The organism is Rhodobium gokarnense (assembly GCF_025961475.1).
GTDB lineage: Bacteria > Pseudomonadota > Alphaproteobacteria > Rhizobiales > Rhodobiaceae > Rhodobium > Rhodobium gokarnense.
Map to the genome: position 1 here is coordinate 364,716 of NZ_JAOQNS010000005.1, position 12,494 is coordinate 377,209.

The 12,494-nt window shown below is 66.5% G+C and carries 12 protein-coding genes; 8 read left to right on the top strand and 4 right to left on the bottom strand.

Features of this window, described 5'->3' with window-relative positions; all coding sequences use genetic code 11:
• Positions 1–66 precede the first annotated feature (66 nt).
• On the bottom strand, positions 67–336 hold the full coding sequence (locus M2319_RS11380) for an usg protein (protein ID WP_264601571.1): 270 nt from the start codon (positions 334–336) through the stop codon (positions 67–69).
• Positions 337–633: 297 nt separating this feature from the next.
• On the opposite strand from M2319_RS11380, the gene M2319_RS11385 reads away from it, so the two are divergent.
• Positions 634–1,284, top strand: coding sequence for a DUF1131 family protein (locus M2319_RS11385; protein WP_264601572.1), 651 nt, complete (start codon positions 634–636; stop codon positions 1,282–1,284).
• Between the two features lie 11 nt (positions 1,285–1,295).
• Positions 1,296–2,303 (top strand): methylmalonyl Co-A mutase-associated GTPase MeaB, encoded by a 1,008-nt coding sequence (gene meaB, locus M2319_RS11390; protein ID WP_264601573.1) that lies wholly within the window; start codon positions 1,296–1,298, stop codon positions 2,301–2,303.
• A 928-nt stretch (positions 2,304–3,231) separates the two neighbouring features.
• Here the strand turns inward: meaB and M2319_RS11395 are convergent.
• Positions 3,232–3,519 carry a hypothetical protein gene (locus tag M2319_RS11395; RefSeq protein WP_264601574.1) on the bottom strand — a complete coding sequence of 96 codons (288 nt, stop codon included), beginning with the start codon at positions 3,517–3,519 and terminating at the stop codon, positions 3,232–3,234.
• Positions 3,520–3,750: 231 nt separating this feature from the next.
• Here M2319_RS11395 and M2319_RS11400 point away from each other — a divergent pair, with 231 nt between their 5' ends.
• The 6 genes from M2319_RS11400 to msrB all read left to right on the top strand — a co-directional run bounded on the left by M2319_RS11400 (position 3,751) and on the right by msrB (position 9,159).
• On the top strand, positions 3,751–5,118 hold the full coding sequence (locus tag M2319_RS11400) for a TIGR03808 family TAT-translocated repetitive protein (protein ID WP_264601575.1): 1,368 nt from the start codon (positions 3,751–3,753) through the stop codon (positions 5,116–5,118).
• Between the two features lie 149 nt (positions 5,119–5,267).
• Positions 5,268–6,497 (top strand): GNAT family N-acetyltransferase, encoded by a 1,230-nt coding sequence (locus M2319_RS11405; protein ID WP_264601576.1) that lies wholly within the window; start codon positions 5,268–5,270, stop codon positions 6,495–6,497.
• Positions 6,498–6,588: 91 nt separating this feature from the next.
• On the top strand, positions 6,589–7,131 hold the full coding sequence (locus M2319_RS11410; RefSeq protein ID WP_264601577.1) for a sigma-70 family RNA polymerase sigma factor: 543 nt from the start codon (positions 6,589–6,591) through the stop codon (positions 7,129–7,131).
• The gene (locus M2319_RS11415; RefSeq protein ID WP_264601578.1) at positions 7,128–7,826 is read left to right on the top strand and encodes an anti-sigma factor; all 699 of its coding nucleotides are present in this window, start codon (positions 7,128–7,130) and stop codon (positions 7,824–7,826) included. The genes M2319_RS11410 and M2319_RS11415 overlap by 4 nt, the downstream gene beginning before the upstream one ends.
• 114 nt (positions 7,827–7,940) lie before the next feature.
• Positions 7,941–8,501 (top strand): fasciclin domain-containing protein, encoded by a 561-nt coding sequence (locus M2319_RS11420; RefSeq protein WP_264601579.1) that lies wholly within the window; start codon positions 7,941–7,943, stop codon positions 8,499–8,501.
• Between the two features lie 160 nt (positions 8,502–8,661).
• Positions 8,662–9,159 carry a peptide-methionine (R)-S-oxide reductase MsrB gene (msrB, locus tag M2319_RS11425; RefSeq protein ID WP_264601580.1) on the top strand — a complete coding sequence of 166 codons (498 nt, stop codon included), beginning with the start codon at positions 8,662–8,664 and terminating at the stop codon, positions 9,157–9,159.
• Between the two features lie 130 nt (positions 9,160–9,289).
• Here the strand turns inward: msrB and M2319_RS11430 are convergent, their stop codons facing one another.
• Both M2319_RS11430 and M2319_RS11435 read right to left on the bottom strand, forming a co-directional pair.
• Positions 9,290–11,737 carry a GcvT family protein gene (locus M2319_RS11430; protein ID WP_264601581.1) on the bottom strand — a complete coding sequence of 816 codons (2,448 nt, stop codon included), beginning with the start codon at positions 11,735–11,737 and terminating at the stop codon, positions 9,290–9,292.
• Positions 11,738–11,787: 50 nt separating this feature from the next.
• On the bottom strand, positions 11,788–12,390 hold the full coding sequence (locus M2319_RS11435; protein ID WP_264601582.1) for a helix-turn-helix domain-containing protein: 603 nt from the start codon (positions 12,388–12,390) through the stop codon (positions 11,788–11,790).
• Positions 12,391–12,494 lie beyond the last annotated feature (104 nt).

The window sequence follows — 12,494 nt, forward strand, 5'->3', positions numbered from 1 at the left end:
AGGTCGATGACGTTCCGGTTACGCCGGGCCCGCTGCGACGGCCTGGCGCAGACCAGGTGGGGGTCTTCAATTCAACACGATCTGGCCGTCGACGCAGTGCCAGCTTCCCGGCGCGATCAGGCGCTTGTGGGCATAGCGCACCGAATGCAGCGCGCCTTCCAGGCTGGTGCGCCAGAACTCCAGGAAGCCGTGCATCTCCGGAAAGTCCGGCGCCAGGTCGTAGTCCTGCCAGACATAGCTCTGCAGCAGCGCCGGGTAGTCCGGCATCCGGTAGAGGATGTGGGCGGTCGTCAGCCCGTAGCCCTTTAGCTGGCGTTCCAGATCGGTTTGGCCCATCGGACACTCCCTTTGCCACAAAAGCGGCTCCAAGCGTGCCCCGGAAAAACGCGCCGTGGCAACCCCCGACCTCGCCGATATCACAATGTTGTCAATTTGTTAGCAGCATAGTCATTTGAGTGCTGTCGGCCGCCGCGGGTAGGATTTCGCCTTCGCCGGGCCAGCGCACACCGCACCGGGGCGCCGCGACAACGATGCCGGCGCTTGCCCTTGGCGCCGATCTCGCCTATCCGACTAGGCGTCCGGGCCTTCGGGGGCCTTGCGGCCGGTGCCGCAGCAGTCAGGAGTCTTTGCCAGATGGTTCGCGTCCGCGGCCGGTTCATCCTTTCCCTTTCCTTCGCCCTCGGCCTTGCCGCCTGCAGCGGCGCCACCCCGCCGGAAGGCATCGGCCCGATCGGCGGCGACGTTCCGGACAACGCCTTTTCGGAAACCAACCCCTATACCGGCGCCGGCTACGACACGCCGCTGCCGACGCCGATCATGCAGTTCACGGCAACGACCGCCGGCCCGCTCGGCACCGATCCCGCCTATTCGAGCCGGGAACTGCAGGCAAAACTGCCCGGCTTCGAGACCGCGACCGCAGAGACCGCGCGCGAGAACGGCGTCGCCAACACGCTCGTTGCGCTCCATGACGGCCAGCAGGTGCTGCAGCTCTTCAAGGGCTCGGGCGGCAAGGTCTCCGAAATCCATGCCGCCAGCGGCGTCGTTGCCGGGCCCGCGGGCGAACAGGTCGGCATGACCTTCCGCCAGGCCGGCATGAGCCGGTCGAGCTGCCGGGTCGGCCGCAACCTCTGGCGCGGCATGGCGGTGTGCCCGTCGAAGGGCGCAAAGAACGTCACCCTCGTCTTTGCCCTTCCCGGCTATCGCGGCCCGTTCGACCGCATGCCGCCGGAGGGCAAGATCGGCGATGCCGTCCTGCAGCGCTTCGTGTGGACCCCGACCAGCTAGCAAAGGTTCCCATGGCCGACCCCGCGCCCGCAAAGCCGATGGACGGCACCGATATCGACGCCATGGCCGAGCGGCTGCGCGCCGGCGACCGGGCCGCGCTCGCCCGCGCCATCACGCTCGTGGAATCGCGCCGCCAGGACCACCAGCAGCGCGCCCATGCGCTGCTGCAGGCCGTGCTGCCGGACACCGGCAAGGCGTTCCGGGTCGGCATCACCGGCGTTCCGGGCGTCGGCAAGTCGACCACCATCGACATGCTCGGCGCCAATCTGACGGCCGCCGGCCGCAAGGTGGCGGTGCTCGCGGTCGATCCCTCCTCCACCCGCAGCGGCGGCTCGATCCTCGGCGACAAGACGCGGATGGCCCGGCTCGCGGTCGACCCCGACGCCTTCATCCGCCCCTCCCCCTCCGCCGGCACGCTCGGCGGCGTCGCCGCCAAGACGCGGGAATCGATGCTCCTTTGCGAAGCCGCAGGCTTCGACGTGGTGCTGGTGGAGACCGTCGGCATCGGCCAGTCGGAGACGGCGGTTTCCGAAATGGTCGACTTCTTCCTCGTCCTGATGCTGCCGGGGGCCGGCGACGAACTCCAGGGCATCAAGAAGGGGATTCTCGAAATCGCCGACATGATCGCCGTCAACAAGGCCGACGGCGAGGGCAGGAAACGGGCGGAGGCGGCCGCCGCCGACTACCGGGCAGCCCTCAACATCCTCGCCCCGCGCGACCCGAACTGGACGCCGCCGGTGATCACCGTCTCCGGGCGTGCCAACGAAAATCTCGACGGCCTGTGGCAGCAGATCGAAACCCACCGGGAAAAGATGACGAGGCTCGGCACCTTCCAGGACCGGCGCCGGACCCAGCAGGTGAGCTGGATGTGGTCGATGCTGGAAGACCGCATGATGGCCTCGCTGAAAAACAATCCGGCAACCGCGGAGCGGCTGCCGGAGCTGGAAAAGGCGGTGCGCGAGGGAAAGGTCTCGGCGAGCTTTGCGGTGGATGAGATCAGCGGCCTGATGAAGCTTTAGGTTTTCGCTCACGGGGTTTGTTTTCGCTCACGCCAGGCTCGCTATCGCTCGCGGCTCCGCGGTGGCGGCGCATAAGCGCCGGCGGCCGGTCGGCCTTGCGAGCCCTGCGGGCTCGGTTTCTATGTCTCGCGGCCGGGCGTTCGCTAACGCTCACTGGCCTCCGACGGGGCCTCGCATTCGCTCGGGCGGCCGGTCGGCCTTGCGAGCCCTGCGGGCTCGATGAACGTCGCACCTCACTCAGCCGTCATCCCGGGCGGAGCGAAGCGGAGACCCGGGACCCATTGCCCCTCTCCACACAGCGGCCCGCCGCGGAGCCTTTCGCGCCATCGATGCGCGCTCATGCCCGGTCCGGCCTGCAACCGCCATACCGCGTTGACAGGGGCAATAGGCCCCGGGTCTGCGCCCGGGGTGACGACTGAACATGTGGCGAAGCGAGTGGAAAAACCGCCGCCGTCATTGCCAGTGAGCGAAGCGAGCGTGGCAATCCAGCGCTACGCGCTCCGGGCAAGCGGACCTGGATCGCCGCGTCGGCCTTGCGGGCCCTCCGGGCTCGATGAACGTCGCACCTCACTCACCCGTCATCCCGGGCGGAGCGAAGCGGAGACCCGGGACCCATTGCCCCTCTCCACACAGTAGCCCGCCGCGGAGCCTTTCGCGCCATCGATGCGCGCTCATGCCCGGTCCGGCCTGCAACCGCCATACCGCGTTGACAGGGGCAATAGGCCCCGGGTCTGCGCCTGGGGTGACGGCTGAACATGTGGCGAAGGAAGTAGAAAAAACCGCCGCCGTCATTGCCAGTGAGCGAAGCGAGCGTGGCAATCCAGCGCTACGCGCTCCGAGCAAGCGGCTCTGGATCGCCGCGTCGGCCGTACGGCCTCCTCGCGATGACGACGAAGCCCTATCGCTGTGTCCCGTCAAACACCTGACCCTACCGCCCCGACAGGATCGGATCCTCCAGCACCACCGCGTTCTCGCTGAGGAAGTGGCGCAGCGCCATGACCAGGTGCCAGGCGTGGCGGTCGTCGCCGCGGGCAAGGGCGTCGCGGATGTCGTCGGCGATCATGTTGCGCACCGCCTCCACCCCGCGGTCCCTGTGCATCAGGTAGTTGCCGAGGGCGGCGGCGGCGATTTCCGGGATGTGTTCGTGTTCGGCAATCGCCAGGATCTCGTCTTCGTCGAGACCGCTGAGGGCGATGCAGTCTTCCAGCGAGATCATCTCTCCCTCCACGTTTTTTCTTTTCTTCATCCTCATATGGGTGCTGCGGCGCTGTTTTCGATGCGGTTCATGCGCGGAAACACTTGGTTTTTCTGCGGCTTATCGACGCCGAAACGGTGATCCGGCTCAGGATTCCCTCCGTTCACCTTTGCGTTTCAAAACGAAACGGGAGCGCAGGCACGGGGCTTGCTGAGGTCCTTGCAGACACAGAGCCCGTTTGCAGGACGCTTCATGCTGGACCGCCGATCGTTTCTGACTGCCGGCGGCGGATTTGCCGCCGCTGCCCTTGCCCCCGCCGCGCCGGCGCGGGCCAACATCGAAGTCGCCGAACTGCGCGGCTCGCTCGATGCGTCCCATTTCGGCGCACGACCCGGCGCCGTCGACGACCAGAGCCGCATCCTGCAGATGGCGATCGACCAGGCGACGCGCGAGCACCGGCCGCTGTTCATCCCGCCGGGCCGCTACCAGGTCTCCAACCTCACCCTACCGGACGGCGCGCAGATCGTCGGCATTCCCGACGAGACGCAGCTCGTCTACCAGGGCGGCGGGCATTTCCTCCTCGGCGAGAAGGCCGAGCGGCTGTCCCTGGAGGGCATCGTCATCGACGGCTCCAACCGGCTGCTGGAAGACTACGCGCCGGGCCTCGTCCACTTCATCGACGTGGAGCGGGTGACGATCGCCAACTGCTCGATTTCCGGCAGCGCCATGAACGGCATCTCGCTGCATCGCTGCGGCGGGCGCATCGAGCGCTCCACGGTCTCCGGCGCCGGCCAGGCCGCGATCCAGACCATGGAGGCCAAGGGCCTTGCGATCCGCGACAACGTCGTTACCAACTGCGCCAATGGCGGCATCCTCGTCCATCGCTGGACCGAGGGCGACGACGGCACGCTCGTCACCGGCAACCGCGTCGAAGAAATCTACGCCCGGGACGGCGGCACCGGCCAGAATGGCAACGGCATCAACGTCTTTCGCGCCCACAATGTGATGGTCGCCAACAACCGGGTGGCCAATTGCGCGTTTTCCGCGATCCGCTCCAATGCCGGCTCGAACGTCCAGATCACCGCCAATAGCTGCCTGAAGTCCGGCGAGACGGCGATCTATTCGGAATTCGCCTTCGAGGGCGCCGTCATCTCCGACAACATCGTCGACGGCGGCGCCAACGGCATCTCCGTCGTCAATTTCCGCGAGGGCGGCCGGCTCGCCACCGTCTCCGGCAACCTCGTGCGCAACATGTCGACCATCGGCCCCTACACGTCCGAGCCGCCGGGCTTCGGCAGCGGGATTGCTGCTGAGGGCGACACCACCATCGCAAACAATGTGGTGGAGAACGTGCCGCTCTTTGGCCTGGCGCTGGGCTGGGGCCCGCACATGCGCAATGTCACAGCGACCGGCAATATCGTGCGCAATGCCAAGGTCGGCATCGCCGTTTCCGTCGTCGACGGGGTCGGGCCGGCGGTCGTTGCCAACAACATTCTGGAAGAGACCGCGGACGGCGCCATCATCGGCTTTCGCTGGGCCGATCGGGCGAGCGACGACCTCGTGGACGGCGGCGGCGACGCCTTTGCCGGCCTCACCGTTGCCAACAATGTCGCGCGCTGAAATCCGCCGTTCCGCGCCGCCTCGGTCAACCGCCCGTTACCGCCACTGCCGAAAATTGCGGCAAATTAACCGGACTTTCACGGCAGCCACCGTATAAAGGTCCACCTTCAACCGTCGGCGCGCTCCGCCTGCGCCAGGATCCGTGGACGATGCACCAGACGACGCTTGCCCGCAGCACCTTGAGCTGGACGGCGTATCATTCGCTCGCCGACTGCGCCGCGCTCTGGTGCGACTTCCAGAAGCGCGCGATCCGCACGCCCTACCAGCGCTTCGAATGGCTGAACAGCTGGATGGAGACCTTCGGGCGGCGCGACGGCACCGAGCCGCTGATCCTCGTAGGCTTTGAGGGCGACAATCCGCGAATCCTGTTGCCGCTCGCCGTCGACCGGGAACTCGGCGCACGGCGCCTCACCTGGCTCGCCGGCGACTGGTGCGACTACGCCATGCCGCTGATCGCCCCGGAACTGGCCGAAGCGCTGACGGATGGCGACGTCGCGGCGATCTGGCGAACCGTCGCGGAGATCGCCGACGGCGCCGATTATCTGCTGCTTGAGCGGCAGCCGCTAAACCTCGGCGACTTCGACAACCCCTTCGCGCGCTATGATGCCCGGCCCTTCACCTCCAAGGCCTATGCGCTTCGCATCGGCGGCGACTGGGAGAGCTTCTACGAGCGCATGCACAGCACCAAGTCGCGGCGGCGCCTGCGCGACAAGGAAAAGCGCATCAAGCGCTGCGGCGAGATCGCCTTCCGCAGGCTTTCCGGCGCCACCGAAATCCACGGCGCGGTCGGCGAACTCCTTGACTGGAAGGTGGCGCAGATCCTGGAGCGCGGCGCCTTCAACCCGTTCGACGACACCACCAGCGACATGTTCCTTGCCCATGTGCTGACGAGCGCGCCGGAGTTCGTCCGGTTCTACGCGCTGGAGGTCGGCGGCAAGATGGCCGCGGCGGCGATCGGCCTCGTCGACGGCAAGACGATCTCCATCTTCCAGCTCGCCTACGGGCCGGGTCCCTGCGCGCGCTATTCGCCGGGCCGTATCCTGATTCACAAGGTGATGAAGGCGGCGATCGAGGAGAAGCTGGAGATTTTCGACTTCTCGCTCGGCGACGAAGGCTACAAGCTGGATGTGTGCGACATCCATGTGGAGATGATGCAGACCTCGCACGCCATGACCGCGAGCGGCTGGCTGCCGGCGACCCTGCACACCGCCAAGAGCATTGCCAAGCGGCGGGTCAAGGCCTCCGAACGCCTGACGGCGGCGACCTTCGCCGTCAACCGCGCCGTCCACCGGCTCGGCTTTTCCGCGGTCGGGCGCGTGCGCAGCGACATCGATCCGGAACCGCCGACCACGAAGGCGCCGGTCAGCGCGCAATCCTAGACGACCTTGATCGGCGACGACGGACCGGCATAGTCTTGGTCCGATGGACGGGTTTGCGAAGAGCCCGGAGCGAGGCGGCGCCGGAGATCATTTGCCCCAGGCTGAAGACATCGAGGAGCTGCTTTCGCGGACCGCGCTCGGCGACCGGGACGCCTTTCGCCTGCTCTACGTGCACACCTCGGCGAAACTTTTCGGCGTTTGCCTCCGTTTGCTGAAAGACAAGGCCCGGGCCGAAGACGCGCTGCAGGAGGTCTATGTCAAGATCTGGTCCAACGCTTCGAAATACGCCCCATCCGGCTACAGCCCGATTTCCTGGCTGGTGGCGGTCGCCCGCAACCATGTCATCGACATCCTCAGGGCGGCGAAGCCGGAAGCGGTCGATATCGACGACGTGCCGGACGCGGCCGACGACGGGCCGACGCCGGAGCAGGTGTCGGAACGCCGCTCGACCCGCCGGGCGATCGAGGACTGCCTCGACGAACTGGACCATGCTGCGGCGGAGGCCGTGCGCAGCGCCTATCTCGACGGCGACAGCTACCGGGAACTGGCCGAGCGCCAGGATGTGCCGCTCAACACCATGCGAACGCGGCTCAGGCGCAGCCTGATGAAACTGAGAGACTGCCTGGAACGATGAGTGCTGGCGACGACAAACGGCGGAAGGACGACGCGGCGATTGCCGAATACGCGCTCGGCGTGCTGCCGGCCGAGGAGCGCGCCGCCCTTTCCCGCCGGCTCCAGGACGAGCCGGACCTCCAGGCCGACTTGCGCGCCTGGGAGGAGCGGTTCGCGCCGGTCGCCGACGAGGTGGTGCCGGTCGCACCGCCGGCCGAGACGCTGTCGCGGATCGAGGATCGGCTGTTCGGCGCACCGGCACAGAAGCCCGGCATTGCCAGAAGAACCCTTCTCCTCTGGCAGGGCCTCAGCGCCGTGTCGCTCGCCGCCCTGGTGGTTGTCGCGGCGTTGTTCCTGACGCAGCCCGGACCGCGCGAGGCCGGCCCGACCTATGTTTCCGAACTCACCGCCGAGGACAAGGCGTTCCACCTGGTCGCGCTCTATGACGGCGAAGAGGGCGTCCTGCGCCTTCACCGCACGACCGGGGCACCCGCGGGCGGGCACGATTTCGAGCTGTGGCTGATCGAAGGGGGTAACGCCCCGATCTCGCTCGGCCTGGTGCCGCGCGATCCGGCCGGCCGGCTCACCATCCCCGGCGAGCTTGCCGGACGGCTTTCCGGCGCGACGCTCGCCGTCAGCGACGAGCCGGCAGGCGGCTCGCCCACCGGCGCTCCCACGGGACCGGTCGTTGCCACCGGGGCGATCACGCCGATCTGATCGGGTGTGATCGGCCCCATAGATATTTTTCCGTATTCCCCGAAACTTTTTTGAAAAGCGCTCCGTTGCTTGGCCTGTCCCACGAACGAGGACGTCAAACCAAGGAGCCACTACATGACTTCCAAGACCACCTCGATTTTCGCCGCTGCCGGTCTGGCACTTTCGCTCACCGCCGGTGCCGCGCTCGCCGACAACCCGATGGTCGGCGGCGCGCCGATGTACGCGAACAAGAACATCGTGGAGAACGCGGTCAACTCCAAGGACCACGAGACGCTGGTCGCCGCCGTCAAGGCCGCCGGTCTCGTCGAGACGCTGCAGGGCAAGGGCCCGTTCACCGTCTTTGCGCCGACCGATGAGGCCTTCGAGATGCTGCCGGACGGCACCGTCGAGACGCTCCTGAAGCCCGAGAACAAGGACCAGCTCACCAAGATCCTGACCTGCCATGTGGTCGCCGCGGACGCCATGTCCGACGCCATCAAGAAGATGGTCGCCGACGATGGCGGCATGCATCCGGTCAAGACCGTGGGCGGCTGCGAGTTCACCGCCATGACCAAGGACGGCAAGATCATGATCAAGGACGGCCAGGGCAATGTCGCCACCGTCACGATCGCCGACGTCGAACAGTCGAACGGCGTCATCCACGTCATCGACCACGTGCTTCTGCCGGCCTCGTAAGGCGCCAGGACTGCGGCCCCGCCCCGATTTCTGCCGGCGCGCGGGGCCGCGGCTCCCAATCTCACCGAAACGTGCTTCAGTGTTGAGGCGCTTCAGCGTTTCCACATGAGGGTCACGCATCCTATTTAAGGCCAAAGACGTTCAACGGAGGTATTTGCTCATGAAACGCCGCGAGTTTCTGATTGTCGGCGGCGCCGTCGTCGCGGCAGCGGCCGGCAGTTTTGCCTATCTCGGCGGGTCCTTCGCCGAGGAAAAGGGTGTGGAGGGGAACTTCGAGATCACGAAGACGCCGGAGGAATGGCGCGCGGAGCTGACCGAGGCGGAATTCGCCGTCCTTCGCGAAGAAGATACGGAGCGCGCCTACACCAGCGACCTTCTCAAGGAAAAGCGCGAAGGCACCTATGTCTGTGCCGGCTGCGCGCTGCCGCTCTATTCGTCCGAGACCAAGTTCGACAGCGGAACCGGCTGGCCAAGCTTTTATGCGGCCATCGACGGCGCGGTTGGCACGAAGGAGGACAACTCCCTGTTCATGACGCGCACCGAAGTCCATTGCCGACGCTGCGGCGGCCATCTCGGCCACATTTTTGATGACGGCCCGCCGCCGACCGGCAAGCGCCACTGCATCAACGGCGTCGCGCTGGATTTTGAGGCGGCGTAGGGCGCGTTCGCCCGAGCGAGCAGCAAATGGATTGCCGCGTCGGCCTGACGGCCTCCTCGCAATGACGTTGAAATAATTTAGAAAATCGTCATTGCGAGCGGAGCGAAGCAATCCAGTCCGGAGGCGCGGTCTACGCCCTCACCCGCTCCATCTTCGGGTCGTAGAGCGGCTTCAACGACGCCTCTGCACCCACCCGGGTGCCGGCGATGTCGATCTCGTAAGATGAGCCAAGGACGTCGGCGGCGCTCTCGCCCTTGCACGGCACGTAGCCGAGGCCGATGGCGGCGCCGAGGTGGTGGCCGTAGGCGCCGGAGGTCAGGTGGCCGACCACCACGCCGTCCCGAAGGATCGGCTCGTTGTGGTAGAGGAGCGGCTCGGGATCTTTGAGCCGGAACTGCACCAGCCGGCGTGACAGCCCCTCCTCCCGCTTTTTCAGCACCGCGTCGCGGCCGATGAAGTCGCCCTTTTCCGTCTTCACGGCGAAGCCGAGGCCAGCTTCCAGCACATGGTCCTCGTCGGTGATGTCGTGGCCGAAATGGCGGAACGCCTTTTCCAGCCGGCAACTGTCGAGGGCATGCATACCGCAGAGCGTCAAGCCGTGCGCCCTCCCCGCCTCCTCCAGAACCTCGAAGACATGGGCCGCCTGGTCGGTGGAGACATAGATCTCCCAGCCGAGTTCGCCGACATAGGTGATGCGGTGGGCGCGGGCCATCGCCATGCCGATCTCGATCTCCCGCATCGTCCCGAAGGGATGGGCCGCGTTGGAGAAATCGTTCGGCGAGACGACCTTCATCACCTTGCGCGCGTTCGGCCCCATCAACGCCAGCACGGCCTCCGATGACGTCATGTCGGTGATCACCACATGGGCGTCGCCATCAAGGTGCCGGCGCAACCAGGCGAGATCGCGGATGATAGTGGCTCCGGGAACGATGAGGAGGAAGGCAGTCTCTGAGAGCCTTGTAACGGTCAGGTCGCATTCGATCCCGCCGCGCGGGTTCAGCATCTGGGTGTAGACGATGCGGCCCGGTTCCACGTCGATAATGCCGGCACAGATCCGGTCGAGGAAGCGGCAGGCGTCGCGGCCCTCCACCCGGATCTTGCCGAAGGAGGTCATGTCGAAAAGGCCGGCGGCCTCGCGCACGGCGCTGTGCTCGCGGGCGCTGTTGGCGAACCAGTTCTGGCGCTTCCAGGAATAGCGGTATTCGGGTGTCTCGCCCTCCCCAGCGAACCAGTTGGCGCGCTCCCAGCCGGCCATCTCGCCGAAGGCGGCACCGCGCGCCTTCAGGTGCTCGTGCAGCGGCGAGCGGCGCAGGCCCCTTGCGGTCGCCGGCTGGCGATAGGGGAAGTGGTCGGCGAAGAGGAGACCGAGGGTCTCTGTCACGCGTTCCTTGAGGTAGGCGCGATTGGCCTGGAACGGCTGGGCGCGGCGAATGTCGACGTCCCACAAATCGAAGGGCGGCGTGCCGTCGTCGATCCAGTGGGCGAGCGCCATACCGGCGCCGCCGGAGGACGCAATGCCGATGGAGTTGTAGCCGGCGGCGACGAAATAGCCGGCGAGTTCCGGCGCCTCGCCGAGATAGTAGCGGTCGTCGGGCGTGAAGCTTTCCGGGCCGTTGAAGAATGTGTGGATGCCGGCCTCGGCGAGCATCGGCAGGCGGGAAACGGCCATATCGAGGATCGGCTCGAAGTGGTCGAAGTCCTCCGGCAACTGGTCGAAGCAGAAATCGGCCGGGATGCCGTCCATGCCCCAGGGCTTGGCGACCGGCTCGAAGGCGCCGACCAGCATCTTTCCGGCGTCCTCCTTGTAGTAGGCGTGCTCGTCCGGCACGCGCAGCACCGGAAGCGGCGGCAGGCCGTCGATGGACTCGGTGACCAGATAGAAGTGCTCGCAGGCGTGCAGCGGCAGGGTGACGCCGGAGCCTGCAGCAAGATCGCGCGCCCACATGCCCGCGCAGTTGACGACGACGTCCGCCGCGATGTGATGCGGTTCGCCGTCTTTCTCGCAGGTGACGCCGACGACGCGTTTGCCGTTGCTGAGGACTTCGGCGACGGCGACATCTTCGAAGACCTTCACACCGTTGTTGCGGGCGCCTTTCGCCAGGGCCATCGCCACATTGGCGGGATCGCACTGGCCGTCGCCGGGAAGGTGGATCGCCGCGGTGGCGCCCTCGGCGTTGAGGTGGGGATAGAGTTCGGCGAGGCGTTCGGGCGAGATCTCGTCGGCCTCGACCCCGAAGGCGCGGGCGAAGGCCGCCTGGCGCAGCAATTCCTCGCGGCGCTCCTCGGTCAGCGCGACGGTGATCGAACCGTTGCGCCGCATGCCGGTGGCGATGCCGGTCTCTTCTTCCAGGCGCTCGTAGAGGTCGGCGGAGTATTTGGCGAGCCGGGTCAGGTTCGGCGAGGCGCGGAGCTGGCCGATGAGGCCGGCGGCATGCCACGTCGTGCCCGAGGTCAGCTTCTTGCGCTCCAGCAGCACCACGTCCTGCCAGCCGAGCTTTGCCAGGTGATAGGCGATCGAGCAGCCGGAGACGCCGCCCCCGATGATGACGGCGCGGGCCTTTTGCGGCAGGTCGGCCATGGGAGACTCCTTGAAGGGGAGACCAGACTGGGATGGCGGACCCTGCCGGGTCAATAGACCGGCGGCGAGCAGACCCAGAAGATGACCGTTTCCCGCTTGCCGGGGTTGCGCCAGCGGGTCGGACGGTCGCGATACTGGAAGCTATCGCCGGCGCCGAGCCGGAAGGTGCGCTCGCCGATGCTCAGTTCCAGTTCGCCGGCAACGACGATGCCGCCGTCATTGGTCGGGCGGGCCGGCAGCGGACCGCTTTCCGTGCCGGGCGCGAAGACCGAGCGCAGCATCTCAAAGTCGCCGGAAAGGTCCGGCGACAGCAGCTCCTCGGTGAGGCCGGTCTCGGAGGTGCCGAGCTGCTGGCGGGCGCCGGCGCGCACGATGAGGCCGCGCTCCTCCGGAGGGGCATCCTCGTTGCGGAAGAAGAAGCTGATCGGCACGGAGAAGAACCGCGAGATGATCCTCAGATCGGCGATGGAGGCGCTGCCGAGGCCCCGCTCCACCTGGCTGAGCCAGCCGACGGAGCGCTTCAGCTCCGCAGCGAGTTCGGTCAGGGGTACCTTGCGGCTCTTGCGTAGCAGGCGGATATCCGCACCGACGCCGGACTGTTCGGCACGCGGAGGGTCGGAAGCCGTTCCTTCCGTCCTGGAGGACCTACCCAAAATGTTACTCCGAAGTTGAATAAATTGAAAATATTTTCATTCCTACTTTTTCTGAAATCAAATTTCAATCCGTATCTTACATTATACGCATTTTGTATGACAGG

What these genes read in the sequence shown, in the direction of transcription:
- M2319_RS11380 (WP_264601571.1), bottom strand. Translation starts at nt 336, where the DNA reads ATGGGCCAAACCGATCTGGAACGCCAGCTAAAGGGCTACGGGCTGACG.
- M2319_RS11385 (WP_264601572.1), top strand. Translation starts at nt 634, where the DNA reads ATGGTTCGCGTCCGCGGCCGGTTCATCCTTTCCCTTTCCTTCGCCCTC.
- meaB (WP_264601573.1), top strand. Translation starts at nt 1,296, where the DNA reads ATGGCCGACCCCGCGCCCGCAAAGCCGATGGACGGCACCGATATCGAC.
- M2319_RS11395 (WP_264601574.1), bottom strand. Translation starts at nt 3,519, where the DNA reads ATGATCTCGCTGGAAGACTGCATCGCCCTCAGCGGTCTCGACGAAGAC.
- M2319_RS11400 (WP_264601575.1), top strand. Translation starts at nt 3,751, where the DNA reads ATGCTGGACCGCCGATCGTTTCTGACTGCCGGCGGCGGATTTGCCGCC.
- M2319_RS11405 (WP_264601576.1), top strand. Translation starts at nt 5,268, where the DNA reads ATGCACCAGACGACGCTTGCCCGCAGCACCTTGAGCTGGACGGCGTAT.
- M2319_RS11415 (WP_264601578.1), top strand. Translation starts at nt 7,128, where the DNA reads ATGAGTGCTGGCGACGACAAACGGCGGAAGGACGACGCGGCGATTGCC.
- M2319_RS11420 (WP_264601579.1), top strand. Translation starts at nt 7,941, where the DNA reads ATGACTTCCAAGACCACCTCGATTTTCGCCGCTGCCGGTCTGGCACTT.
- msrB (WP_264601580.1), top strand. Translation starts at nt 8,662, where the DNA reads ATGAAACGCCGCGAGTTTCTGATTGTCGGCGGCGCCGTCGTCGCGGCA.
- M2319_RS11430 (WP_264601581.1), bottom strand. Translation starts at nt 11,737, where the DNA reads ATGGCCGACCTGCCGCAAAAGGCCCGCGCCGTCATCATCGGGGGCGGC.